The organism is Salinispora vitiensis (assembly GCF_000378825.1).
Classification (GTDB): domain Bacteria; phylum Actinomycetota; class Actinomycetes; order Mycobacteriales; family Micromonosporaceae; genus Micromonospora; species Micromonospora vitiensis.
This window is the reverse complement of record NZ_KB900388.1, coordinates 2,217,055-2,241,502: the sequence shown is the minus strand read 5'-3', so window position 1 is coordinate 2,241,502 and position 24,448 is coordinate 2,217,055. Positions and strand designations below refer to the sequence as shown.

Sequence of the window (24,448 nt, the reverse complement as noted above, 5' to 3'; positions counted from 1 at the left end):
AGGGAGGGCCACGGCCTCCTTACACTGGAGTGGTGACCACGACGAAGGCCGTCCCGCCCCGCCCGCTGACCATCGGGCGGCACCAGGTGTGGCCGCCGGTGGTCCTGGCACCGATGGCGGGCATCACCAACGTCGGCTTCCGTCAGCTCTGCCGGGAGCAGGGCGGTGGCATCTACGTCTGCGAGATGATCACGACGGTTGCGCTGGTCGAGCGGAATCCCAAGACCCTGCGCATGATCGCCTTCGGCTCCGGGGAGTCGCCGCGCAGCCTCCAGCTCTACGGCACCGACCCGGACACCACCGCCGCCGCGGTGCGCATCGTCGTCGAGCGGGACCTCGCCGACCATATCGACCTGAACTTCGGCTGCCCGGTCCCGAAGGTCACCCGCCGGGGCGGTGGTGCCGCCCTGCCGTGGCGGCGTCGGCTCTTCGCCCGGCTGGTGCGCTCCGCCGTCGATGCCGCTGCCCCCGCCGGGGTGCCGGTCACCGTGAAGATGCGCAAGGGCATCGATGACGACCACCTGACGTACGTGGAGGCGGGCCTCGCCGCCCAGGATGCTGGGGTCGCGGCGGTGGCGCTGCACGGGCGTACGGCTGCCCAACGGTATTCGGGGACCGCCGACTGGGACGCCATCGCGACGCTGAAGGCGGCGCTGGACGTGCCGGTACTGGGTAACGGCGACATCTGGGAGGCGGACGACGCGCTGCGGATGGTGGCGCACACCGGAGTCGACGGGGTTGTGGTGGGGCGGGGCTGCCTCGGCCGGCCATGGCTCTTCGCTGACTTGGAGGCGGCCTTCGCCGGTTCGCCGCACCGGCGGCTGCCCACGCTGGGGGAGGTGGCCACGACCATGCGCCGGCACGCGGAGCTGCTGGTCGAGCAGTTCACCGTCGGCGCCCGGGACGCGGCGCGCGGTGAACGGGACGGTTGCACCGACTTCCGGAAGCACGTCGCCTGGTACCTGAAGGGCTTTCCGGTCGGCAGCGAGCTACGTCGGTCGCTCGCGATGATTGACAGCTTGGCGCAGCTCGACGATCTGCTCGGCAAGCTCGACCCGGCGGCGCCGTTCCCGGTGGAGACGCTGGGTCAGCCCCGTGGCCGGACCAACTCGCCGGGCAAGGTGTTCCTGCCGGACGGGTGGCTGGACAGCCGGGACGACGACACGGTTCCGCGGGGCGCGGAGTTGGCCGACTCGGGCGGCTGAACCGGGCTCGACGCATCCGGCCGACAGCCGACGACAAAGGGCCGGCCCCTGGTGGGGCCGGCCCTTGTCGGTTGTCGGTTGGTCAGCTGGTGGAGTAGCCGCGGGTGGCGATCCAGTCGGCGAGGGCTTCGGTGGTGATCCAGTACTCGGCGGTGTTCGGGTTCGCCGAGTCGGCGATCTTCACCTGGTCGCCGGCGTCGCGGTAGCCGTTGACGGCGATGTAGTGGCCGCCGGCGAAGGAGTGGCTCTCGCCGTCGGTGTCGGTGGCGGTGCCGGCGATGTTGGCCACGACGGCGCGGCCGTCGTCGACGGTGCGGATGATGTCCTCGCGCAGGGTGTCGGTCTGCTTGTCGTCGGCATCGGGGGTGGAGATCTCGACGCTGCGGTACGCGTCGTGGCCGGTCTCGGTGTTCAGTACCGGGGTGATGTCGTTGATGGAGTCGGTGCCGGACTCGGTGGTGCCCATCCGCTCGGCCATCGNGTAGACGTCGATGTCCTTGTCCTGCACGGACAGGGCGTTACGGGCGGCGGCGGGGCCGCAGTAGTAGAAGTTCGGCTGGGCCTCGTAGTCGACCGGGAGTACGCGGGTGCCGTCGCGCTCGCTTTGCGCGGTGGGCTGCGCGGTGGGGGCGGCGAAGGCGGCGGTCGCGGGGGCGGCGATGGCGCCACCGGTGGCGATCAGGCCAGCAGCGGTCAGGGCGGTCTTACGGAGGATGTCGGTACGCATGATGATCGAAGCCTTCCGCTCGGGGGTGCCGCGGACGCAGGGGGTGCGTCGGCGGCGTCGGGCGAGGTGGTTCGAGAAGAGTTTTCGCAAGGGGGGTTCCGCCCGGCGGGGGTGCTACTCGGGCGGCCCGGGGATGTAACCAACGCCGACCCCGCGGCATTCCGCCGGCGGGCGACCACCGGGGGTCTGGCGGTTCGGCGGGGCGCTCGCGGCTGCCCCACATGGTTACGCCAGGTATAACCACCGGCCCCCACCGCCGATTCCCCGCCGGATGTGACCCGGGCCACCCGACAAGTCGCCCAGAGCGGGTGATCGGGTGACATCTCCCAGCGCCCCACGCGGCGAAACCGGTGCAGCCGTGCCGTGGACCCGGACCTGAAACCCAGACCGGCGGATCGGTGACACCGCGGCCCCGGGAACCCGCCTATGCCGTCCTGGGGCGTGGCGCGGACGTCGCGACCTGCGCCGCCGACGGATCAGCGGTCGTCGCGGGCCAGGGGACCTCCGCGGAGCGGTGGAAGGCGATGCCGGCCGCCGTCCAGCGGGGTCCCTGCCCGGCCAGCCGGGTACGGAACGCCGCCCAGTCGTGGGTGCCCCGCGGTGACCAGCCCAGCTCCGCGATGGCGGGTAGCCGGGGCAGGAGCATGAACTCGATCTCCGCCAGCGAGGTGACCGACTCGGTCCAGAGCGGGGCCTCCACCCCCAACACCGCTTCCGCCGGCACGTCTGTCACCTGGGTCGCCGGATCCCAGTCGTACGCCCGTCGTACGTCGATCAGGCCCGCCCAGTCGTGTCCGATCGGAGTGTCGGCGGCGTACTTCATGTCCAGATACGCGTGGTTACCGGGGGAGAGGATCAGTCGGGCGCCGCGGCGGACCGCGTCGGCGGTGGTCGGGTCGACGCCGTCGGTGCCCCACCACTGGAGTACCCGTCCCTCGATGTGGGCGGCCGGGGCCAGCTGGTGCCAGCCCACCACCGTCTTGCCGAGCTTGGCCACGATGCGCTGCGCCCGTTCCACGAATCCGGTGTACGCCGCTCCCTTCACCTTGAAGGCCTCATCCCCGCCGATGTGCAGGAACGGCCCGGGGGTGCGCGCGGCGACCTCCCCCAGCACATCGGCGACGAACTCGTACGTCTGGGCGTTGGCGGGGTCCAGGTAGCTGAAGCCGACCTCGGTGCCGGTGTAGGGCACCGGCGTGGTCCCGGCCGAGGCCAGCTCCGGGTAGGCGGTCAGCGCGGCGTTGGTGTGCCCCGGCAGGTCGATCTCCGGAACGACGGTGAGGTGCCGCTCGGCCGCGTACGCGACGATCCGCTGGTAGTCGGCGGGGGTGTACCACCCGCCGGGGGCGCCACCGACCGCCGTGCTTCCGCCGACCGTGGTCAGTCGCGGTCGGGACTCGACCGCGATCCGCCACCCCTGGTCATCGGTGAGGTGCAGGTGTAGGTGGTTGAGCTTGTAGCGGGCGAGGTGGTCGATCACCCGAAGTATGTCGTCCACCCCGAAGAAGTGTCGGGCCACGTCGAGCATGGCGCCCCGGTACGGGAAGCGTGGCCGGTCGAGGATCGATCCGCCGGGCAGCGTCCAGGTGGCGCGGACCGGCGTGCTGCTCTCGATCGCGGCTGGGAGAAGCTGGCGCAGGGTTTGGGTGCCGTGGTGGAGCCCGGTCGCGGTGCCGGCGCTGATCCGGACCCCGGTCGGCGTCACGTCGAGTCGGTAGCCCTCGGGGCCGAGGTCGGGCTGCTCGGTGAGGACGAGCGCGATGCCGTCGGCCGGCTCGGGGTGCGGGGCCTCGGCGATCGGCAGCCGGTATCCGGTGGCTGGCCGCAGCAGGTCGGCGAGGCGTTCGGCGACGGCCCGCGCGGCGGGGGTGGGGCTGACCCGTACCACCGTGTCGGCCGTCAGCGTGAAGTCGGCGCGGGGCTCCGGGCGTACCTGCTCGGGGACGGGCACCACGTCGCCCAGCCGGACCGGGGCGGGGGTGAGTCGGGTGCCGGCTTCGTGGGCCGCGAGTCGGGCCAGCTCGCCCGCTGCCGGCGCGTCAGGTGCGGGGGCGGAGGTCGTCGGGGGGTTCGCTTCGCCGTCGGTGGCCGGCACGGTACCCGTCGTGCCCGAGGTCGCGGGGGCGGGCCGGTGTTCCGGCTGCTGCGGCGAGGTGGCGGGGGTGGGGGTGGGGTGCACGGAGCTGCCTTTCGGGGGTGTATTCGCGGTGGTTGTGGCAAGGCTTCACCGGGAGCGTTGCATCAAGGGTACGGCGGCACGGCGGATGCGTGATCGTGCGCGTGGAAGCGTTCCCAGCTACGGGTACGAACACGGAAAGTGGGGACGACTGTGCCGATTGTCACCGAACGGTCCCTGGGGGTTCGATGTTCGCCTAACCTTCGCCCCACGATCGGCAGCGTGGCCACGGACCGGCGGCCGGGCCGGCCCGGTGGCAGCTGAAACCTTCGTCAAGTGACACATTCGGCGTGCGTGGGAGGCTCTGGTGGCAGCGCAGGAGACAGTCGATCACAAGTACGTCTACGACTTCGCCGAGGGAAACAAAGACCAGAAGGAGCTTCTCGGCGGTAAGGGCGCCAACCTGGCCGAGATGACCAACCTCGGCCTGCCGGTGCCGCCCGGCTTCACGATCACCACCTCGGCGTGTCAGGCGTACCTCGCCACCGGTAGCGAGCCGGCCGGCCTCGCCGATCAGGTCGGTTCCCACCTCGACGCCCTGGAACAGGCGATGGGTCGAACCCTCGGTGACCCGGAGGACCCGCTGCTGGTCTCGGTGCGCTCCGGCGCCAAGTTCTCGATGCCGGGCATGATGGAGACCGTTCTCAACGTCGGCCTCAACGACCGCAGCGTCGTGGGGCTGGCCCGACAGGCCGGCGGTTCGGCGGGCTCCGACTCCGCCAGCGACAGCGACCGGTTCGCGTGGGACTCCTACCGTCGCCTGATCCAGATGTTCGGCAAGACCGTCTGCGCCGTGCCGGGGGAGGACTTCGAGCACGCCCTCGACGACGCCAAGCGGGCCAAGGGCAGCGACCTGGACCTGGATCTGACCGCCGACGACCTCCGGGCGCTGGTCGACACCTACAAGAAGATCTTCCGCCGGCACACCGGCCGGGACTTTCCGCAGGAGCCGAGGGAGCAGCTGGACCTCGCGATCCGGGCGGTCTTCGAGTCGTGGAACGCCGAGCGGGCGGTGATCTACCGCCGCCAGGAGCGACTGCCCGCCGAGGCGGGCACCGCGGTGAACGTGGTCGCCATGGTCTTCGGCAACCTCGGTACGGACTCGGGCACCGGCGTCGCCTTCACCCGCGACCCGGCCAGCGGGACCCAGGGCATCTACGGCGACTACCTGGCCAACGCGCAGGGCGAGGATGTCGTCTCCGGGATCCGCAACACCGTGCCGCTGCAGGAGCTGGAGCGGATCGACAAGAAGTCCTACGACGAACTGCTCGACTACATGGCCCGGCTCGAGCGGCACTACAAGGATCTCTGCGACATCGAGTTCACCATCGAGCGAGGCAAGCTGTGGATGCTCCAGACCCGGGTCGGTAAGCGCACCGCCGCCGCCGCGTTCAACATTGCTGGGCAGCTCGTGGACGAGGGCCTCATCGACCTGGACGAGGCGCTGCACCGGGTCAACGGTGCCCAGCTCGCCCAGCTGATGTTCCCGCGCTTCAACCTGGACCACGAGTTCCAGCCGGTCGCCACCGGCATCGGCGCCTCACCGGGCGCGGCCGTCGGCAAGGTGGTCTTCACCTCGGCCCGTGCGGTGGAGCTGGCCGGCCAGGGCGAGGCGGTGATCCTGGTCCGTCGCGAGACCAACCCGGACGACCTCAACGGCATGATCGCCGCGCAGGGCATCCTTACCTCGCGGGGCGGTAAGACCAGCCACGCCGCCGTGGTGGCCCGCGGCATGGGCAAGACCTGTGTCTCCGGCGCCGACAAACTCGACGTGGACATCCCGGCGAAGCGGTTCACCGTGGCGGGAGAGACCGTCAACGAAGGCGACGTGGTGTCGATCGACGGCACGACCGGCAAGGTCTACCTGGGCGAGGTCCCCGTGATGCCGTCCGAGGTGGTGCGGTACTTCGAGGGCACCCTCGACCCGGAGCAGGCCGACGTACTGGTGCGGGCCGTACACCGGATCATGACCCACGCGGACGACCGGCGGCGGTTGGCGGTGCGGACGAACGCGGACACCAGGGCGGACGCGGCGCGGGCCCGGCGCTTCGGCGCACAGGGGATCGGTCTGTGCCGTACCGAGCACATGTTCCTCGGTGACCGGCGGGAACTGGTCGAGCGGCTCATCCTCGCCTCCACCGACGCCGACCGGGAGCAGGCGCTGGCCGCGTTGCTGCCGTTGCAACGGGCGGACTTCATCGAGATCTTCCGCGAGATGGACGGGCTGCCGGTCACGGTGCGCCTGATCGACCCGCCGCTGCACGAGTTCCTGCCCCCGCTGGAGCAACTCGCGGTCAACGTGGCGGTGGCCCAGGAGCGGGGCGAGGCCGCGGCCCGGGAGGAAGCGTTGCTCGCCGCCGTCCGGCGGATGCACGAGGAGAACCCGATGCTCGGCCTGCGTGGGGTCCGGCTCGGCCTGGTCATTCCCGGTCTCTTCGCCATGCAGGTCCGCGCGATTACGGAGGCCGCCGTCGCGATCACCGAGTCCGGTGGATCGGCCTTCCCGGAGATCATGGTCCCGCTGGTCGGTGCGGTGCAGGAGTTGGAGACGGTACGCACCGAAGCCGAGAAGATCATCGCCGAGGTGGTCGGCGGCAGCGGTGTCGAGGTGTCGATCGGCACGATGATCGAGGTGCCGCGGGCGGCGTTGACCGCCGGCGAGATCGCCGAGGCGGCGCAGTTCTTCTCGTTCGGCACCAACGACCTGACCCAGATGGCGTGGGGCTTCTCCCGCGACGACGTGGAGGGCGCCTTCTTCTGGCGCTATCTCGAGCTGGGCATCTTCGGCATCTCGCCGTTCGAGTCGATCGACCGGGACGGGGTGGGCCGGTTGGTGCGGATCGCCGCCGAGGAGGGGCGGGCCGCCCGGTCGGGACTGAAGCTCGGCGTCTGCGGCGAGCACGGCGGTGACCCGGACTCGGTGCACTTCTTCCACGAGGTTGGGCTGGACTACGTCTCGTGCTCGCCGTTCCGGGTGCCGGTCGCCCGGTTGGAGGCGGGGCGGGCGGCCGTGGAGACCGCCGGATCGGACAGCCGCTGACGGGCCGGGCGGTGGCGCGGCCGGTCACCGCCCGCCGGTCACCGCCCGCCGGTCACCGCCCGCCGGTCACCGTCCGGCGGGCGTAACCTGGCGGCATGAATCCGGTCGACCCGGACCAGCGGCGGTGGGTGGGCGAGCCCGCGAAGGACACCGGGCAGGGCCGGTCGGCGTTCGAGCGGGACCGCGCCCGGGTGCTGCACTCGGCGGCCTTCCGGCGGCTTGCCGCCAAGACCCAGGTGCACACGGCCGGCACCGACGACTTCCTCCGCACCCGGTTGACGCACTCGTTGGAGGTCGCCCAGGTCGCCCGCGAGATGGGCAGCCGGCTCGGCTGCGACCCCGACGTGGTGGACACCGCCGGGCTCGCCCACGACCTTGGGCACCCGCCGTTCGGGCACAACGGCGAGGCGGCCCTGGACACCCTCGCCGCGACCTGCGGCGGCTTCGAGGGCAACGCGCAGACGCTGCGCGTGCTCACCCGCCTAGAGGCGAAGGTGATTGGCCCGGACGGCGCCTCCGCCGGGCTGAACCTCACCCGGGCCACCCTCGACGCGGTCAGTAAGTATCCGTGGCCGCGCCGGCCGGGAGAGCGCAAGTTCGGCGTGTACGCCGACGACCGTCCGGTCTTCGAGTGGCTGCGCGGCGAGGTGCCAGCCGGGCAGCGGTGCCTGGAGGCGCAGGTGATGGACTGGGCCGACGACGTCGCGTACTCGGTGCACGACGTCGAGGACGGCATCCACGGCGGGTACGTGACGCTGCGTCCGTTGCTGGCCGACGCCGACGAGCGGGCGGCGCTGGGTGTCGATGTCGCGGCGGCCTACTCCAGCGAGTCCCCGTCCGACCTCGCTGAGGTGCTGGTTGATCTGCTCGCCGACCCGCTGCTCGTGGCGCTGGCCGGCTACGACGGGAGTCATCGGGCGCAGGCCGCGCTGAAGGCGACCACCAGCGTGCTGACCGGTCGCTTCGTCGCCGCCGCGGTGGCGGCCACCCGGCGGCGGTTCGGGCCCGGTCCGCACCGGCGGTACGCCGCCGATCTGGTCGTGCCGCGCGAGGTCCGGGCCCGGTGCGCCCTGCTCAAGGGCATCGCCCTGCGGTACGTGCTGCGTCGCCCCGGCTCCGCCGCCCGGCACGAGCGGCAGCGGCAGCTCCTCGCCGGCCTGGTAGCGGGCTTGGCCGACCGGGCCCCTGACGCGTTGGACGCGGTGTTCGCCCCGCTGTGGCGGGCGGCCGGAGACGATGCGGCCCGGCTGCGGGTGGTGGTCGATCAGGTGGCGTCGTTGACGGATCCGGCGGCGGTACAGCGGCATGCCCGGCTCTTCGGTGGCCCGACCGGCGCCGTCGGGGCCGGCTGACTTAGGTTAACCTAACCGAATGACGGATCGCCCGAAGAAGGTCACGTCCACCCGTGTCGTCCGGATCGGACGGCCCACCCCGCACGTCGTTCGGCTGGTCCTCGGCGGCGACGAGCTGGCCGGACTGCCGGTCGGTGAGTTCACTGACCACTACATCAAGATTCTTTTCCCGGTGCCCGGGGCGGTCTATCCGGAGCCGATCGACCTGGCCGCGATCCGTCGGGACCTGCCGGCCGCGCAGTGGCCACGGCTGCGCGCGTACACCGTACGGGCCTTCGACGCCGACGCCGGTGAGCTGACCGTGGACGTGGTGTACCACGGCGACGAAGGGCTGGCCGGGCCGTGGGCCGCGGCGTTGCGCCCCGGTGACCCGGTGCACTTCATCGGCCCGGGTGGGGCGTACGCCCCGAGCCCCGACGCCGACTGGCACCTGCTGGTCGGCGACGAGAGCGCCCTGCCGGCCATCGCCGTCGCCCTGGAACGGCTACCTGTCGGGGCGCCGGCCACCGTCCTGGTCGAGACCAGTGGACCGGCCGAGGAGCAGCCGCTGCCCAGCCCGGGGCAGGTGCGGCTGACCTGGCTGCACCGGGGGGACCGGCCGGTTGGCGCGGCGCTGGTCGCGGCGGTCCGGGCGCTGGACTTCCCGCCCGGGGTGCACGCCTTCGTGCACGGTGAGGCGACCTTCGTCCGGGAGTTGCGCCGGCTGCTGCGGGGCGAGCGGGGGGTTCCGCGCGAGCGGCTCTCCATCTCCGGCTACTGGCGTCGCGGTGTGGACGACGAGGGTTGGCGGGCCAGCAAGGCGGAGTGGAACCGTCAGGTCGAGGCCGAGGAGTCCGTCGCCACCTCAACCTGACGATTGTTCCCATTTCGCCCCGGCGCCACCCCCGCCACCCACAGGATGACAGAGGGACAACGGTGGACCGGCGGGCAGCGGAAGGGGCGAGCATGGGCGAGGCGACTGAGCGGCGGCCCGACAGCGGGAGCGTGGACCGCCCGCTGTTGGGCCTCGCCGTGGGCGTTGTGCTTGCCGTCGTGGTCTGGGGCGTCCTGGCACCCGACTCGGTCTCCAACGTCGGTGGGTCCGGGCTGAGTTGGGTCATCACCACGTTCGGCTGGTTGTTCGTCGTCGCGGCGAACGTCTTCCTGGTGCTGACCTTCGTGCTGGCGTTCTCCCGGTTCGGCACCATCCGGCTGGGGGCCGAGACCGAGCGGCCGGAGTTCACCACCCTGGCCTGGGTCGCCATGATGTTCAGCGCCGGCATGGGGATCGGCCTGGTCTTCTTCGCCGTGGCCGAGCCGATCCAGCACTACGCCTCACCGCCGCCGGCCACCGGAGCCGAGCCGGAGACCGGCGCCGCCGCCTCGGTCGCCATGCAGTTCACCCTCTTCCACTGGACGCTGCACCCCTGGGCGATCTACGCGGTGGTGGCGCTCGCCCTGGCGTACTCGACCTTCCGCAAGGGGCGGGAGAACCGGATCTCGGCGGTGTTTCGCCCGGTGCTCGGCTCGCAGGCCGACGGCACGGTCGGGCGGGTGATCGACCTGCTGTCGGTCTTCGCCACGGTCTTCGGCTCGGCGACCAGCCTCGGCCTCGGCGCGCTTCAGGTCGCCGCGGGTCTGGACCGGGTCGCCGGGATTCCCAGCAGTAGGGCGGTGGAGATGGTGGTGATCGGGGCGTTGACCCTGGCGTTCGTCGTCTCGGCCTTCTCCGGGCTGCACCGGGGCATCAAGTGGCTGTCCACCACCAACGTGGTGCTGGCGGTGTTGCTGATGGTCTTCGTCTTCGTGGTCGGCCCGACCGTCTACATCCTTGATGTGCTGCCCGCCTCGATCGGCGACTACCTCAGCAACCTGGTCTTCATGTCGACCCGAACCGGCGCCTTCTCCGAGTCGTCCTGGTTGGGCTCCTGGACAATTTTCTACTGGGCGTGGTGGATCTCCTGGGCGCCGTTCGTCGGCACCTTTATCGCCCGTATCTCCCGTGGCCGTACGGTGCGTCAGTTCCTGGTCGGCGTGCTGCTGGTGCCCAGCGGGGCCAGTGTGGTCTGGTTCGCGGTGCTAGGCGGCAGCGCGCTGCGGGTGCAGGCCACCGGCGCCGCGGACCTGGTCGCCGAGACCGCCGCCGGCACCGAGAATGCGCTCTTCGGGTTGCTCGAGGCGCTGCCGCTGGGTGTGGTGGCCAGTGTGCTGGCCATGGTGCTGGTGACGCTCTACTTCGTCACCAGCGCCGACTCCGCCTCCCTCGTGCTCGCGTCGCTGACCTCCCGAGGCGCCCTGCGCCCGCGCCAGGTGATCGTCATCATCTGGGGTGTACTCATCGGCGGAACCGCTGCGGTGCTGCTGCTGGCCGGCGGCCTGAGCGCGCTCCAACAGGCGACGATCATGGTGGCGCTGCCGTTCGTGGTGGTGATGCTCGGCCTCGCCGTGTCGCTGGTCAAGGAGATGCTTGAAGATCCGGCGGTGCGGGCCCGCCCGCCCCAGCAGCACGGGCTGGCCGAGGCCCTCGACCGCGCCCGCTCGACCAGGGAAGAGGGCCGCCACGCCCGCTCGACCAGGGGAGAGGGCCGCCGCACCCGCTCGACCAGGGAAGAGGAGGAGTAGCCCCCCGGCCGCTGTGTCCGCGTCCCCCGGCCGCCGTGACGTTGGCCGGACAGGGCAGGATGTACGGCGAGGAGGTGGCGGAGATGACGGGGCGGATCCGGGACGAGGACATCGCGTTGGTCCGCGAGCGCACCTCGATCTCGGAGATCATCTCCGAGACGGTCACCCTGCGGTCCGCTGGTGGCGGCAACCTCAAGGGGCTCTGTCCGTTCCACGACGAGAAGAGCCCGTCCTTCAACGTGTCGCCGGCTCGTAACGTCTGGTATTGCTTCGGCTGTGGCGCGGGCGGGGACGCCATCAAGTTCCTGATGGATGCGGAGCACCTCAGCTTCGTCGAGTCCGTCGAGCGGTTGGCCGGCCGCGCCGGCCTGCAGCTGCGCTACGTGGCCAACGACCACACCACCCCCCGGGCCCGGCCGCAGCAGGGGCAGAAGCAGCGGCTGATCGCCGCGCACGCCGCCGCGGTCGAGTTCTACCAGGCGCAGCTGACCACCGCCGGAGCCCGGCCGGCCCGCGAGTTCCTCGCCCAACGCGGCTTCGACAAGGCCGCCGCCGAGCGGTATGCCTGCGGCTTCGCGCCCGACGGGTGGGACCTGTTGACCCGTCACCTGCGCCAGCAGGGTTTCAGTCACGACGAGCTGGTCACTGCCGGGCTGTCCCGGCCGGCCCGGTCGGGCAGCCTGATCGACCGGTTCCGGCGCCGGCTGCTCTGGCCCATTCGGGATCTGGCCGGTGACGTCGTCGGCTTCGGCGCCCGCAAGCTCTTTGACGACGACGACAGCCCGAAATACCTGAACACCCCCGAGACGCCGATCTACAAGAAGTCCCATGTCCTCTACGGCATCGACCAGGCCAAGCGGGAGATCGCCAAGCAGGGCAAGGTGGTCGTGGTCGAGGGCTACACCGACGTGATGGCCTGTCACCTGGCCGGGGTGCCGACCGCGGTGGCGACCTGCGGCACCGCTTTCGGCGGCGACCACATCGGGGTGCTGCGCCGGCTGCTGCTGGACACCGACGCCGTCGCCGGGGAGATCATCTTCACCTTCGACGGGGACGCGGCCGGGCAAAAGGCGGCGCTGCGCGCCTTCGACGACGATCAGCGCTTCGTCGGGCGTACCTTCATCGCGGTCAGCCCGGACGGCATGGACCCCTGTGAGCTGCGGCTGGCCAAGGGTGAGCTGGCCGTTCGGGACCTGGTCGCGCGCCGTGAACCGCTGGTCGACTTCGCGCTGCGGCACGTGATCGGCCGGCACGACCTCGACACCGTCGACGGTCGGGTGGAGGCGATGCGCCGGGCGGCCCCGCTGGTCGCCAAAATCAAAGACCGGGAAAAGCGCCCAGAGTACGTCCGCAAGCTCGCCGGGGACCTCGGCATGGAGATCGAGCCGGTACAGCGGGCCGTGCTGGCTGCCGCCCACGCCCCCGACAAGGCCAACACCGCGCCCGGTAGGGCCAACACCGCGCCCGGCGGGGCCCCGGCACCGCCGCAGTCACCGGCGGAGAGCCCACAGGCGGCTGTCGAGCGGGAGGCGCTGAAGCTGGCCCTTCAGGCGCCGGTGCTCGCCGGGCCGATGTTCGACGCCGTGGAGGCCACGGAGTACCGCCATCCCCTGCACGTCGCGGTCCGGGCGGCGGTGGCGGCGGCCGGGGGAGCGGCGGCGGCCACTGGCGGTGCGGTCTGGATCGAGTCGGTCCGCCACGCCTGTGCGGACCTCGCCGCCCAGGCGCTCGTCGGTGAGCTGGCGGTGGAGCCGTTGCGAATCGACGGGGAGCTCGATCCGCGCTATGTGTCGGTGACGATGGCCCGCCTCCAGTGGGGGGCGGTGACCGGCCGGATCCGGGAGCTCAAGTCGAGAATTCAGCGGATGAACCCGGTCAGCAACAAGGACGAGTACTTCGCCGCCTTCGGCGAATTGCTGTCCCTCGAGCAACATGCCCGGGCGTTGCGTGAGCAGGCCGCGGGTGGGCTGTGAGGCCGACCGCCGGCAGGTGCGGCGGCCGGTAGCCGTGGGAGGGTGCTAGATGGGGTTGTTCCGCCGCCGGCCAAAACTGTCGCCGGCAGACCGTCCACCGCTCATCGCCGGGGAACGGGTGCTCGCCTGGGCCGCCGCCGGTGGTTGCGCGGAGGGCAGCGTACTGGTCGCCACCAACCTCGGGCTCTGGCTACCCCGGCGGGCGGAACGGCTGGGCTGGCACCACATCCTCCGGGCGGTCTGGTCTGGGCAGGAGTTGGTGGTCACCGCCGCCGAGCCGGTGGTCGAGCGGGACGGCTATCTGGTGGTGGCCGACCGTCCCACCGAGACCTACCCGTTGCCGGATCCGGGAGAGCTCCCGCACCAGGTGCGGGAACGGGTGACCCGTTCGGTGGCGTACACCGAGGCGTACTCGGTGCCCGGCGGTGCGGGCCGGGTGGTCGCCCGGCGGGTCCCGGGCGTTGACGGGCTGACCTGGACGGTCCGGTACGAGCCGGGCACCCCGGTCGACGATCCCGCGGTCCGCGCGGAGACCGAGCACCAGGTCGCCGCGGCCCGCGTCGCGACGACCGCCCCGGAGGTGTGACAACGCGGCCAAGGCCGGCGGGGGAGGTCGACCGCCGCGGGCTTGGCCTGACCGGCTGGGCAAAAACCCGGTGAGGAGTATCGGACCGGGTGGCTAGGGTCAGGGGGTGACCACGGCTCAACCACTCATCCAGGCGCGGGGGCTGGTGAAGCGGTTCGACGGCTTCACCGCAGTCGACGCGATCGACGTTGCGGTCCGGGCCGGGGAGGCGTTCGGCTTCCTCGGGCCCAACGGCGCCGGCAAGTCGTCCACCATGCGCATGATCGGTTGTGTCTCGCCGCCCAGCGGCGGCGAGCTGCGCATCCTCGGCATGGATCCGGTGCGGGACGGGCCGGCGATCCGGGCCCGCCTCGGTGTCTGCCCCCAGCTCGACACGCTCGACCCGGAGCTGACCGTCCGGGAAAATTTGATCACCTACGCCCGCTACTTCGGCATCCCCCGCCGGGTGGCCCGGCTGCGCGCCGCCGAGCTGCTCGATTTCGTGCAGCTCAGCGAGCGGGCCGACAGCAAGGTGGAGCCGCTCTCCGGCGGCATGAAGCGACGGCTCACCATTGCCCGGGCGCTCGTCAACGAGCCCGAGATCGTGCTCCTAGACGAGCCGACCACCGGTCTTGACCCGCAGGCCCGGCACCTGGTCTGGGAGCGGCTGTTCCAGCTCAAGCAGCAGGGTGTCACGCTGGTGCTCACCACGCACTACATGGACGAGGCCGAGCAGCTCTGCGACCGGCTGGTGGTGATGGACGGTGGGCGGATCGTCGCCGAAGGCTCCCCCCGCGTGCTGATCGAGCAGCACTCCACCCGCGAGGTGGTCGAGCTGCGCTTCGCGGGCGAGTCGCAGGAGCCGTTCGCCAGCAAGCTCGACCAGCTCGGCGAACGGGTCGAGGTGCTGCCCGACCGGGTCCTGCTCTACGTGCCCGACGGCGACGCGGCGGTGGCTGAGGTGACCGCGCTCGGCCTGCACCCGATCAACGTGCTGGTGCGGCGTAGCGGCCTGGAGGATGTCTTTCTGCACCTCACCGGCCGCACTCTGATCGACTGAGGCCGCGAGGAGCCGGGCCGGAAGAGCCCGGGTGGATGGGGAGCGAAAGATGACACAACTCGCGGCCAAGCGGGCCCGGCCCGGCCCGACGCGGGCGCCGGCCTTGGCGGTGCTGCAATACCACCTGGTCGGTTACCGGCGCACCTGGCGGGGCGGGGTGCTCTCGTCGTTCCTGCTCCCCACGCTGACCGTGCTCGGCTTCGGCGTGGGCGTCGGGGCCTTCATCGACCAGGGTGTCGACGGCGTCTCCTATCTGGAGTGGATTGTTGGTGGGCTGCTCGCGTCAACCGCGTTGCAGGTGGCGATCGCCGAGTCCACGTGGCCGGTCTACAGCAGCCTCCAGTGGACCAAGATCTACTTTGCCCAGTACGCGGCACCGCTGCGGGTAACGGACATCATGGCTGGTCAGCTGGCGTTCGTGCTGTTCCGGGTGCTGACCTCGGCTGCGGCTTTCCTGCTGGTGACCGGGGTGTTGGGGGCCCTGCGCTCGCCGTGGGCGGTGCTGGCGCTACCGGTGGCGGCGCTACTCGGCCTGGCCGTTGCCGCGCCCACCTTCGCCTACGCGGCGACGGCCTCCAGCGACAGCTGGCTCGCCCTGCTGTTCCGGTTCGCGGTGATCCCGATGACGCTCTTCGCCGGGGTCTTCTTCCCGGTCGAGTCGCTGCCGGTGGGGCTGCGCTGGCTGGCGTACCTGACCCCGCTCTGGCACGCGGTTGACCTGAGCCGGGCGGCCACGCTCGGCGCTGCGCCGATCTGGTCGGTCACCGGCCATCTGCTCTACCTCGCGGCCTGGGCGGCCGGTGGGTGGCTGCTTGCCCACCGTGCCCTACGCCGCCGGCTCGTCGTCTAGGAAAGGGGGCGTCATGGTCGCTCTGGTGCTGCCCCGGCTGATGGATGTCTCGGCGGCGTCGCGCCGGTCGGCCTCGGTGGCCGAGCGGAACGTCTCGGCCCTGAAGTCGATCTACTGGTTGCTGTTGGTCTCCGGCTTCGTTGAGCCGCTGCTCTACCTCTTCTCCATCGGGGTCGGGGTGGGGGCGCTGGTCGGTGACCTGACGCTGCCCGGTGGAGCCGTTGTCAGCTACGCGGCGTTCGTCGCGCCCGCGATGCTCGCCTCGTCGGCGATGACCGGGTCGTTCGCGGAGACCACCTTCAACTTCTTCGGCAAGATGAAGTACATGAAGCTGTACGACGGGGTCATCGCCACTCCGGTGCAGCCGTTCGAGATCGCCCTCGGTGAGCTGGCCTGGGCGATGCTCCGGGGTAGCGCCTACTCCGGCGCGTTCCTCGTGGTGATGGTCGTGATGGATCTGACCACCGCCGCCCGGGCGGCGGTCGCCTTCCCGGCGGCGGTGCTGGTCGGTTTCACATTCGGGGCGATCGGCATGACGATCGCCACCTTCATGCGGAGCTGGCAGGACTTCGACGTGTTGGCGTCGGCGCAGTTCGTGCTCTTCCTCTTCTCCGGCACGTTCGTCCCGGCGCAGGCGTACCCGACGCTGCTGCGCTGGCTGGTCGAGGTGACTCCGCTCTACCGCGCGGTGCACCTGATCCGGGGGATCACCGTCGGCGGCGGTGGCTGGACCTGGCTGCTCGACATCGGATACTTGCTGGTGGTCCTGGCCATCGGCCTCTTTATCGCATCCCGCCGGATGAGTCGGCTGCTCTACCGGTAACCGGTGTGCCGGCGAAGGGATCGTCCGCGGCGGCCGGGCTGCGTCGCTGGCCGTTGCCGCTGAAGGTCTCGCCCAGCTTGGACTGACCGAGCTTGTCGCGGCTCTCGCTGTAGAACCGGTTCGCCTGTGCCTGTGCCACCCCCGCCGCCTCCTGGACCGTCGGGTGGTCGGCGATCTTACGACCCCACACCACCAGCTCCTCGTACGCTTCCCGGCCGGCGCGGGCACCCAGGACGAACCCCACCGCCATCCCGCCAAGGAACATGATCTTTCCGCGCATGGCGGCTCCTTCCGTACTTAACGTGCTGACTCCCCATCCTGCTCCCCGCGCTGCTCTCCGGGTGCCCTGACACTGATTTATCCGGAACATCCTGAATATTGGGGGTGGGAATGCCTGCGGTAGCACCCGCAACGGCGCGGTAACCCCCTCGACTGGGACCGCCGGTAGTCCTGTACTCTTGTCCCGTCGCACGGCGCACCGGAGCTCCGGAGGCCGGGCGGCGGCACGATCCCCCGTAGCTCAATTGGCAGAGCAGCCGGCTGTTAACCGGCAGGTTTTTGGTTCGAGTCCAAACGGGGGAGCTCCCTCCCCATCAAGCCCACCGGCCCCAGGTCGGTGGGCTTCCTTCGTTTCTGGTACCGGAACCGGAACCGAAGGGCAGGATGGGAGACGTTGACCAAGATCCCCAACGCGTCGCAGGCGCATCGGGTGGGTGCGGATGTCCGGGAGAGGTGCCGCCGGCCGGGGCACGCTGGTCGCCCTGCTCATCGCGCTCGCCTGGCTGGTGATCGGCGGCCTCGCCGGGCCGTACACCGGAAAACTCAGTGAGGTCAGCACCAACGACAACGCCGCCTTCCTCCCCATCGAGGCCGAGGCGACCCGGGCCCAGGACCTCTCCGAACTCTTCGTGGACCAACCGACCACCCCGGCGCTCATCGTCTACGAACGCACCAGCGGCATCACCGACGCCGACCAGCAGCGAATCGCCGCCCACAGCGCCGAGATTGCCGAACTGCCCGGTGTGGTCGGCCCGCTGCCGCCGCCGATCCCCAGCGCGGACGGGCAGGCGGTCCAGCTGATCGTCCCGGTCGACGACGAGCGGGGCGAGGGGATCGCCACCGTCGTGGCGGAGCTGCGCACCATCGTCGACGCGGGCCGGGACGGGCTCACCGTCAACGTCACCGGGCCGGCCGGCCTGCTCGCCGACCTGATCGATGTCTTCTCGGCGATCGACGGCACGCTGCTGCTGGTCACCCTCTGCGTAGTGCTCCTCATCCTGCTGGTCGTCTACCGCAGCCCGGTGCTGTGGATCTTCCCGCTGCTCGCCGCCGGGATGTCCTTCTCGCTGGCCACGGCGATCGTCTACCGGCTCGCCGAGGCCGACATCCTGACCCTCGACGGGCAGGCGCAGGGCATCCTCACCGTGCTGGTCTTCGGCGCCGGCACCGACTATGCCCTGCTCCTGATCGCCCGGTACCGGGAGGAGCTACACCGGCACGACAAGCCGGCCGCCGCCATGCTGGCGGCCTGGCGCGGCGCCGCCCCGGCGATCGCCGCCTCCGCCGGCACCACCATCGCCAGCCTGCTCTGCCTGCTGCTGTCCAGCCTGAGCTCCAACCAGGCACTCGGGCCGGTCGCCGCCATCGGCATCGGCGCCACCCTGCTGGTGATGCTAACCCTCCTGCCCGCGCTGCTCGTGCTCGGCGGACGCCGGGTGTTCTGGCCGCGCGAGCCGCGACTCGACCACGCCGAGCCGCAGACCGAACACGGCATCTGGGGTCGCGTCGCGGGGTTCGTAACCCGTCGGTCCCGACCGGTGTGGCTGGTCACCGCGTTCGCGCTGGCCGCGCTCGCCCTCGGCCTCACCCAGCTGAACGTGACCACCCTGGGCGAGAGCGACCTGTTCACCGAGCCGACGGACTCGGTCGCGGGCCAGGAAACGATCGCCCGCCACTACCCGGCCGGCACCGGTAGCCCCGCCGTCATCTTCACCCGCCAGGAGACCGCCGAGCAGGTCGCCGCGGTGGCCCAGGAGACGCCCGGTGTCGTTGCGGTACGACCCGTCACCGACCGTCCCGGCGCCGGTCCCGGCTCGGACTCGGAATCGGACCGGGGTGCGGAGCCGACCGCGCCGCCGAAAGTCGTCGACGGCATCGTGCAGCTCGAGGCGACCCTCGCCGACGCACCCGACTCCGACGGCGCCGAAGAGACCATTCGCGAGCTACGGGTGGCGGTCCACGCCGTACCCGACGCCGACGCGGTCGTCGGCGGCCTCACCGCGATCAACATCGACACCGCGGACGCCGCCACCCGGGACCGCGACGTCATCATCCCGGTGGTCCTCGGCGTCATCGCCGTCATCCTGGCGCTGCTGCTGCGCGCCCTGCTCGCCCCGCTGCTGCTCGTCGCCACCGTGCTGCTCTCGTACGCTGCCACGCTGGGCCTCTGCGCGCTGATCTTCAACTACCTCTTCGACTTCCCCGGGGTGGACGCCTCCTTCCCGCTGTTCGCCTTCGTCTTCCTGGTCGCCCTCGGCATCGACTACAACATCTTCCTGATGAGCCGGATCCGGCAGGAAGCGGTGCGGCGGGGTACCCGCTCCGGAGTGCGGTACGGGCTCGTCGTCACCGGCGGCGTCATCACCTCCGCCGGCATCGTGCTCGCCGCGACGTTCAGCGCACTGGCCGTACTCCCGCTGGTGGTGCTCATCGAACTGGGAGTGGCGGTCGCCGTGGGCGTCCTGATCGACACGATCGTCGTCCGTTCGCTGCTGGTGCCCGCCCTCGCGTACGACATCGGGTCGAAGATCTGGTGGCCGAGCCGGCTGGCCCGGACCGACGGCGGGCGGGAGGCGCGCGATGCCGGTTGATACCGATGTGTTGATCGTCGGTGGTGGCCTGGCCGGGCTGGCGGCGGCCCGCCGGCTGCACCGCGCCGGGGTGCCCTGGCGGCTCCTCGAAGCCAGCGGCCGGCTCGGCGGCAGAGTCGGCACCGACCTCGTCGACGGGTACCGGCTCGACCGGGGCTTCCAGGTGCTCAACACGGCATACCCGCGGCTCGGCACCCTGCTGGACGTCAACCAGCTCGACCTCGGCTACCTCGTCCCCGGGGTGCTGGTGCGCCACGGCGACACCCGCAGCAGACTGGTCAACCCGCTCCGCGAACCCGTCGGCGCCCCCACCACCCTGTTCGCCGGGGTCGGGTCGCTGCGCGACCGACTCCGCTTCGCCGCGCTCGCCACCGGCGCCGCCACGCTGCCCGCGCGGCAGCTACTCAACGCCCCGGAGACCACCACCGAGGCGGCCCTGCGCCGCGCCGGCCTCTCCGACACCATCATCGAGCAGCTGCTGCGGCCGTTTCTCTCCGGTGTGTTCCTGGAACGCGAGCTGGAGACCTCCAGTCACGTCTTCGCGCTGGTGCTGCGCTCCTTCGTCCGGGGCCGCATCGGGCTGCCCGCCGAGGGGATGGCCGCGCTGCCGTACGCGATCGCCGCCCCGCTCCCCGCCGACCTGATCGACCTGGACACCCCGGTCGACCACGTCGCGCCCGGTCGGGTACGGACCCCGGCCGGTGCCATCACCGCCCGGGCCGTCGTGGTCGCGGTCGACCCACCCACGGCGACCACCCTGCTGCCGGTGCTCCCCACGGTCCGCATGCACAGCTACACGACCTGGTACCACGCCACCGAGACAGCGCCGCTGACGGAGCCGATCCTGCTCGTTGACGGTGACCGCCGAGAACTGATCACCAACACCGTCGTGGTCAGCCAGGCTTCCCCGATGTACGCGCCGAAGGGGCAGCACCTCGTCGCCACCTCGGTGGTGGGCCCGACCGTACCGCCCGAGCCGGTGATCCGAACCGAGCTGGCCCGCCTCTACGGACAGTCCACCGCCGACTGGGCGCACCTGAGCACCGTCACCATCGCCGGGGCGCTCCCCGCCGCACCACCGCCACAGGGTCGGCTGCGGCGGCCGGTGGCCCTCGACGACGGCCTCTTCGTCGCCGGCGACCACCGGGACAGCCCATCGATCCAGGGTGCGCTGGCCAGCGGCTGGCGTACCGCCGGCGCGGTCCTCGCGTACCTGCGGTCGGCGGCCTGACGGCTCCTCGGGCCGAACAGGCCGGGAGCGCACTGTTATCCTCGCGTTGCCCATCGTGCTACTGCGTCTGACGCCGTGACCGAGGGCAGCTGGTTCGCGCTGGCCATTGATCAACCAGGCGGGTACGATCCAGCGCGGTACTGGGGCGGTAGCTCAGCTGGTCAGAGCAGGGGACTCATAATCCCTCGGTCGCGGGTTCAAGTCCCGCCCGCCCCACCATCAGAAATGGCCCCTAACCTGGGGTTTCTGGGGTTTTGGCCGATCTTCTGTTTCAGGATCATCGATCTTTGGGGCCGATGTGAGCCCGGGAGTGCCAAAGACCGTAGCGGAGACGAATTCAGCAACTAGGATGCCCCGGACCCCTGACAAGGGGTCCGGGGCCCTTTTCGTTGGGCGGTTCACACGATCCTCAGAGGGGCACCTGGACCGCTAGCCGCCCGCTACGGCCAGCCCTCAAGGGCTGACCCAGGACGGGCGCGTCAGAAACGCTGTCCGCCGCGAACACTACCCTCGAACGCGTCCCACTCTTCCGCGCTGAAGGCCAGGATCGGCCCGTTCGGGTTCTTACTGTCACGGACAAACCGCTCGCCGTTGTCGCCGGACGCGACCTCGACACAGTTGGGCGAACTGTTGTCACACCTCATCGGCTTCTTCCAGCTCAACTTTTCCACGAGAATCTTCCTCTCTCTTTTCCTCACCGGTCGCTGTTTGCGGCCGGACATCTTTAGGGGGTGGCGGCGTAGGGTCCAGCAAGTCATGGGCCAGCAACTCGGCGAATGCTTCACCCCATACCCGGCACCGGCCGGGAGTGCCACACTCTGGACAGTGACCATCAACCGACCGGTGGTCGCTGAGGGTCTTCTGCCACCGCTCAACCGTTGTCCGGGATGGAGGCCGGTCTGTCATCGGAGTGCGCCGATCACCACAGCGGCAACAAAGATCAACGCGCAAAGCAGCGCTTCCAATTTTTGCCGAGTTGTCAGGGGTGCCAGGTCCGGTGGCAGTTCGGGCTCTCTGTGCACTCGGTCACCATCCGGCAACGGGGGTGTCCCGTGAGGATCACGGTTGCGGTGCAGCGGAGGTCTACCGTCGTTTGCCATCACAGCCGCCGCAGGCCAGCAAGCACAGCCTGCAAAACCGCTAGGTCCGGAGGATCGGCATCTAACGCCCGCAAAGCGTCTTTCGGATGGGACGTGTAGTACACCCGCGCTCGTCCGATGGCGGGCGAACTCTGCACGCGAAGATCGGTTGCAACGGGCGTGGAGGGGGTTGGCGGAGCTGCCGCTTCCTGGTCAACTCGATGTCGAGCGGCATTCGCCTTCGTGCCTGTGATCACACCTAGGAGCAGGCCAAAGGTGCCCGCAGCGGCGGCTACAGAGATCATCATTAGCATTGACGCTCCTAGAGTCCAAACAGCTCTCGGCGGGTTGGGTCCTCCACCGGCACGCTGTCGGGTTCCACCATGGATGCGATAGGCATACCCTCACTAGGTGTGTCGGTCGGGTGGGCAGCGCCGAGGTAGTCCGGGAAACCCTTGCGACAGCCTGAATTATTGATCTTGGTTTTGGGAGATGTTGAAATGGTCGATCTGTCGAACCCGATCGCATCGTTCATCGTTAGTGAGATCCGCCGCGCCAGGGGAGCAGCCGGCATGACACAAGAAGCGTTTGGGCGAGCAGCCGGATATGCCGCATCGCACGTTAGCTCCGTCGAGAATGGAACGCGGGCGCTAACAATCGACTTCATCCATGGAGCCGACCGGGGACTCAACACCGGTGGACTGTTTGAACGCATGATCAAAGAACTGGGACGACGATCCTGGTTCGTGCCCTGGTTAGATGCCGAACGCACTGCAACACAGCTCAGGTGTTTCCAGCCTTCGCTCATTCCTGGCCTACTACAGACCCAGGACTACGCCCGGGCGGTGATCCGGTGCGATGACCGGCTCAGCGATGAAGAGGTTGACCGGAGGCTTGTCGAAAGGATGGACCGGCAAGAAGTCTTGACCAGAAAGGACCCTCCGCACTTCATCGCGGTTATTGCCGAATCGGTAATCCGTCGAGCAGGCGAAGACTTCCGTGACATCATGGCGGGTCAGATTAAGCACCTAATCTCACTCGCCGAAAGACCCAACATTAGCGTCCATGTCCTGCCTGACGAAATCAGTATGCATGTCGGGCTTACTGGCCCATTCAGCCTCACCTGCGCCGGTCACCAGTGGCTAGCGGAGATGGAAAACCAACTAGGGGGCACGGTTGTAGACCAAGACGACGACGTAGATACTCTGATGTCACGGTGGGAGACGGTGCGCAACGAGGCACTACCTCGCCGCCAGTCAGTCGAGCTGATGAAGGAAGTAGTGGACTCATGGACCTGATCGGCGCTCAGTGGCGCAAGTCGACCCGCAGCGGCTCCGGTGGCGGCAACTGTGTGGAGGTCGCCGGCAACCTCCCTGGCATCGTGGGTGTCCGGGACAGCAAAGACCCGACCGGCCCGGCCCTCGTGTTTGGCCCAGAGGCGTGGCGGTCGTTCGTCGCGTTCACCAGCAGTGGGCACGTAGACCGCTGAGGCACCACACACACAACGAAACCCCCGGCCCTTCCTCATGGGTAGCCGGGGGTTTTCGCGTCTACAGGTCCCGTACTGCCGGCCCACAGTGGCGGTGTATTGCGGGGGTCTTCTATGTTGCTTCTTGCTCCCGCCTCACCCTGGAAGGTGAGCCCGGTGTGAGCCCGGACGTCTCTGGACCGGCCATCAGCCGGCGGGACCGGTTGGCATGAAGAAGGTGCCCAACTCGGCATCGAGCCGGGCACGGTGCTTCAGAAGTTGCAGCGCACCCTGCTGTGCCGTGAAGGTATCCGCGGCCGAGCGCTGGGCAACCGAAATGCGTCCGCTTCGTAGGACGGGTAAGGGTTCCTGTCGGGTGTTGAACGCTAGACAGTAAGAGCGCGTTTCACTTTGCTGTCAGTCGGGTGTGTTGAAGGTGAGGCGTTGTTGGCGGGTGGCGGCTTCGCCTCGGGCAAGGCGGCGGAGCATGCCGTCGAGGGCGGCCCATCGGATCATGGCCTCGGACGTCGCGCGGTGGGTTTCGTAGTCGCGGGCCAGGCGACGGTGGGCGGTGAGCCAGGCCAGGGTCCGCTCCACGACCCAGCGGCGTGGGTGAACGACGAACCCGCGTTGGTCGGCGGGTTTGCGGACGATCTCGACGGTGGTGCGCAGCAGGTCGCGGGCCCAGTCGACGAGGCGGCCGGCGAAGCCGGTGTCGGCGAAGACGTGCCGGATCGGGGTGGCCGCGTAGGTGGCCAGTAGTGCGCCTTTGGCGCCGTCGCGGTCCTGCCAGGACGCGGCCAGCACCCAGACGGTGACCAGCAGGCCGAGGGCGTCGGTGACGATGAACCGTTTCCGGCCGTTGATCTTCTTCCCGGCGTCATAGCCGCGAGAGTCCCGCGGCACGGTGTCAGCGCCTTTCACGCTCTGCGAGTCGATGATCCCTGCCGTCGGCTCCGGGTCACGGCCGTGAGCCACCCGGATCTGCTCACGTAGCTCGGTCAGGATCCGCTCGGTCACACCCCGCCTGTTCAGCCGGGTGAAGTGCGCGTACACGGTCTGCCACGGCGGGAAGTCCACCGGCAGGTACCGCCACGCGCAACCGGTACGCACCACGTACAAGATGGCGTCGATGACGGCCCGGCGCGAGTGCTTTTCCGGTCTGCCCATCCACTGCGGGGACGGCAGCATCGGCTCGATGATCTCCCACTCGGCGTCGGTCAGGTCAGAGGGGTACCGCCGCACTCGATCCATACCTGTCTACCGACCGACCTACGTCCATCGACCGGACCCACTGTGCGACACACCCGACCGGCCCACAAACCAAACGCGCTCTAACTGGACGTTTGCTTCATCTTCGGGCCGGTAATGGCCGATTCGCGCCTCGACCGCGGTAGCGCGAAATGCCCGACCCGACCTAGAAAGAAA

19 protein-coding genes and 2 tRNA genes are annotated in these 24,448 nt (G+C 70.0%); 16 read left to right on the top strand and 5 right to left on the bottom strand.

What is annotated here, in order from left to right:
- The first annotated feature begins 29 nt into the window (after window positions 1-29).
- A complete protein-coding gene (dusB, locus tag SALPAC2_RS0110320; protein WP_018216581.1) occupies window positions 30-1,205 on the top strand; it encodes a tRNA dihydrouridine synthase DusB in 1,176 nt (391 codons plus the stop codon).
- 82 nt (window positions 1,206-1,287) lie between these two features.
- On the opposite strand, the gene SALPAC2_RS0110315 is transcribed toward dusB, so the two are convergent.
- Window positions 1,288-1,932: a C39 family peptidase gene (locus SALPAC2_RS0110315; RefSeq protein WP_018216580.1), complete on the bottom strand. Its 645-nt coding sequence runs from the start codon at window positions 1,930-1,932 to the stop codon at window positions 1,288-1,290.
- A gap of 424 nt (window positions 1,933-2,356) precedes the next feature.
- Entirely contained in the window at window positions 2,357-4,111 is a 1,755-nt protein-coding gene (locus SALPAC2_RS0110310; RefSeq protein WP_018216579.1) for a beta-N-acetylhexosaminidase, read from the bottom strand.
- A gap of 304 nt (window positions 4,112-4,415) precedes the next feature.
- Between SALPAC2_RS0110310 and ppdK the strand changes: the two genes are divergently transcribed.
- The 9 genes from ppdK (at window position 4,416) to SALPAC2_RS0110265 (ending at window position 16,372) form a co-directional block, all read left to right on the top strand.
- Window positions 4,416-7,148, top strand: a complete 2,733-nt coding sequence (gene ppdK / locus SALPAC2_RS0110305) for a pyruvate, phosphate dikinase (RefSeq protein ID WP_018216578.1) — start codon at window positions 4,416-4,418, stop codon at window positions 7,146-7,148.
- 95 nt (window positions 7,149-7,243) lie between these two features.
- Entirely contained in the window at window positions 7,244-8,500 is a 1,257-nt protein-coding gene (locus tag SALPAC2_RS0110300; RefSeq protein ID WP_018216577.1) for a deoxyguanosinetriphosphate triphosphohydrolase, read from the top strand.
- Window positions 8,501-8,519: 19 nt separating this feature from the next.
- On the top strand, window positions 8,520-9,353 hold the full coding sequence (locus SALPAC2_RS0110295) for a siderophore-interacting protein (RefSeq protein ID WP_018216576.1): 834 nt from the start codon (window positions 8,520-8,522) through the stop codon (window positions 9,351-9,353).
- Window positions 9,354-9,445: 92 nt separating this feature from the next.
- Entirely contained in the window at window positions 9,446-11,101 is a 1,656-nt protein-coding gene (locus SALPAC2_RS0110290; RefSeq protein ID WP_018216575.1) for a BCCT family transporter, read from the top strand.
- A 59-nt stretch (window positions 11,102-11,160) separates the two neighbouring features.
- Window positions 11,161-13,074 carry a DNA primase gene (gene dnaG, locus SALPAC2_RS0110285; RefSeq protein WP_018216574.1) on the top strand — a complete coding sequence of 638 codons (1,914 nt, stop codon included), beginning with the start codon at window positions 11,161-11,163 and terminating at the stop codon, window positions 13,072-13,074.
- Window positions 13,075-13,123: 49 nt separating this feature from the next.
- Window positions 13,124-13,660 (top strand): hypothetical protein, encoded by a 537-nt coding sequence (locus tag SALPAC2_RS0110280; protein ID WP_018216573.1) that lies wholly within the window; start codon window positions 13,124-13,126, stop codon window positions 13,658-13,660.
- Window positions 13,661-13,766: 106 nt separating this feature from the next.
- Entirely contained in the window at window positions 13,767-14,699 is a 933-nt protein-coding gene (locus SALPAC2_RS0110275; RefSeq protein WP_018216572.1) for an ABC transporter ATP-binding protein, read from the top strand.
- A 49-nt stretch (window positions 14,700-14,748) separates the two neighbouring features.
- Complete coding sequence (locus SALPAC2_RS0110270) at window positions 14,749-15,549, top strand: ABC transporter permease (RefSeq protein WP_018216571.1); 801 nt, start codon at window positions 14,749-14,751, stop codon at window positions 15,547-15,549.
- Between the two features lie 13 nt (window positions 15,550-15,562).
- Window positions 15,563-16,372: an ABC transporter permease gene (locus SALPAC2_RS0110265; RefSeq protein ID WP_018216570.1), complete on the top strand. Its 810-nt coding sequence runs from the start codon at window positions 15,563-15,565 to the stop codon at window positions 16,370-16,372.
- On the opposite strand, the gene SALPAC2_RS0110260 is transcribed toward SALPAC2_RS0110265, so the two are convergent.
- On the bottom strand, window positions 16,332-16,652 hold the full coding sequence (locus SALPAC2_RS0110260; protein WP_018216569.1) for a hypothetical protein: 321 nt from the start codon (window positions 16,650-16,652) through the stop codon (window positions 16,332-16,334). The two genes, SALPAC2_RS0110265 and SALPAC2_RS0110260, sit on opposite strands and share 41 nt — an antisense overlap.
- A 229-nt stretch (window positions 16,653-16,881) precedes the next feature.
- Between SALPAC2_RS0110260 and SALPAC2_RS0110255 the strand changes: the two genes are divergently transcribed.
- From SALPAC2_RS0110255 to SALPAC2_RS0110240, 4 genes are all read left to right on the top strand, one after another.
- Window positions 16,882-16,954: transfer RNA gene (locus tag SALPAC2_RS0110255), tRNA-Asn, on the top strand.
- A gap of 137 nt (window positions 16,955-17,091) precedes the next feature.
- The gene (locus SALPAC2_RS0110250) at window positions 17,092-19,242 is read left to right on the top strand and encodes an MMPL family transporter (protein WP_018216568.1); all 2,151 of its coding nucleotides are present in this window, start codon (window positions 17,092-17,094) and stop codon (window positions 19,240-19,242) included.
- Window positions 19,232-20,473: an NAD(P)/FAD-dependent oxidoreductase gene (locus tag SALPAC2_RS0110245; protein WP_018216567.1), complete on the top strand. Its 1,242-nt coding sequence runs from the start codon at window positions 19,232-19,234 to the stop codon at window positions 20,471-20,473. The genes SALPAC2_RS0110250 and SALPAC2_RS0110245 overlap by 11 nt, the downstream gene beginning before the upstream one ends.
- Before the next feature lie 142 nt (window positions 20,474-20,615).
- Window positions 20,616-20,692: transfer RNA gene (locus SALPAC2_RS0110240), tRNA-Ile, on the top strand.
- Window positions 20,693-20,952: 260 nt separating this feature from the next.
- Here SALPAC2_RS0110240 and SALPAC2_RS0110235 read toward each other — a convergent pair.
- Window positions 20,953-21,117, bottom strand: a complete 165-nt coding sequence (locus tag SALPAC2_RS0110235) for a DUF397 domain-containing protein (protein WP_080636902.1) — start codon at window positions 21,115-21,117, stop codon at window positions 20,953-20,955.
- A 935-nt stretch (window positions 21,118-22,052) separates the two neighbouring features.
- On the opposite strand from SALPAC2_RS0110235, the gene SALPAC2_RS0110225 reads away from it, so the two are divergent.
- Both SALPAC2_RS0110225 and SALPAC2_RS0110220 read left to right on the top strand, forming a co-directional pair.
- Window positions 22,053-22,850 (top strand): helix-turn-helix domain-containing protein, encoded by a 798-nt coding sequence (locus SALPAC2_RS0110225; RefSeq protein WP_026184603.1) that lies wholly within the window; start codon window positions 22,053-22,055, stop codon window positions 22,848-22,850.
- The gene (locus tag SALPAC2_RS0110220; protein WP_018216564.1) at window positions 22,841-23,041 is read left to right on the top strand and encodes a DUF397 domain-containing protein; all 201 of its coding nucleotides are present in this window, start codon (window positions 22,841-22,843) and stop codon (window positions 23,039-23,041) included. Before SALPAC2_RS0110225 ends, SALPAC2_RS0110220 begins: the two co-directional genes overlap by 10 nt.
- A 396-nt stretch (window positions 23,042-23,437) precedes the next feature.
- On the opposite strand, the gene SALPAC2_RS0110215 is transcribed toward SALPAC2_RS0110220, so the two are convergent.
- On the bottom strand, window positions 23,438-24,265 hold the full coding sequence (locus tag SALPAC2_RS0110215; protein WP_223874172.1) for an IS5 family transposase: 828 nt from the start codon (window positions 24,263-24,265) through the stop codon (window positions 23,438-23,440).
- Window positions 24,266-24,448: the final 183 nt, after the last annotated feature.

Coding starts and splice junctions, on each gene's coding strand:
- SALPAC2_RS0110300 (WP_018216577.1), top strand. CDS start 7,244: ATGAATCCGGTCGACCCGGACCAGCGGCGGTGGGTGGGCGAGCCCGCG.
- SALPAC2_RS0110295 (WP_018216576.1), top strand. CDS start 8,520: ATGACGGATCGCCCGAAGAAGGTCACGTCCACCCGTGTCGTCCGGATC.
- SALPAC2_RS0110290 (WP_018216575.1), top strand. CDS start 9,446: ATGGGCGAGGCGACTGAGCGGCGGCCCGACAGCGGGAGCGTGGACCGC.
- dnaG (WP_018216574.1), top strand. CDS start 11,161: ATGTACGGCGAGGAGGTGGCGGAGATGACGGGGCGGATCCGGGACGAG.
- SALPAC2_RS0110280 (WP_018216573.1), top strand. CDS start 13,124: ATGGGGTTGTTCCGCCGCCGGCCAAAACTGTCGCCGGCAGACCGTCCA.
- SALPAC2_RS0110270 (WP_018216571.1), top strand. CDS start 14,749: ATGACACAACTCGCGGCCAAGCGGGCCCGGCCCGGCCCGACGCGGGCG.
- SALPAC2_RS0110265 (WP_018216570.1), top strand. CDS start 15,563: ATGGTCGCTCTGGTGCTGCCCCGGCTGATGGATGTCTCGGCGGCGTCG.
- SALPAC2_RS0110260 (WP_018216569.1), bottom strand. CDS start 16,652: ATGCGCGGAAAGATCATGTTCCTTGGCGGGATGGCGGTGGGGTTCGTC.
- SALPAC2_RS0110250 (WP_018216568.1), top strand. CDS start 17,092: ATGTCCGGGAGAGGTGCCGCCGGCCGGGGCACGCTGGTCGCCCTGCTC.
- SALPAC2_RS0110245 (WP_018216567.1), top strand. CDS start 19,232: ATGCCGGTTGATACCGATGTGTTGATCGTCGGTGGTGGCCTGGCCGGG.
- SALPAC2_RS0110235 (WP_080636902.1), bottom strand. CDS start 21,117: ATGAGGTGTGACAACAGTTCGCCCAACTGTGTCGAGGTCGCGTCCGGC.
- SALPAC2_RS0110225 (WP_026184603.1), top strand. CDS start 22,053: ATGGTCGATCTGTCGAACCCGATCGCATCGTTCATCGTTAGTGAGATC.
- SALPAC2_RS0110220 (WP_018216564.1), top strand. CDS start 22,841: ATGGACCTGATCGGCGCTCAGTGGCGCAAGTCGACCCGCAGCGGCTCC.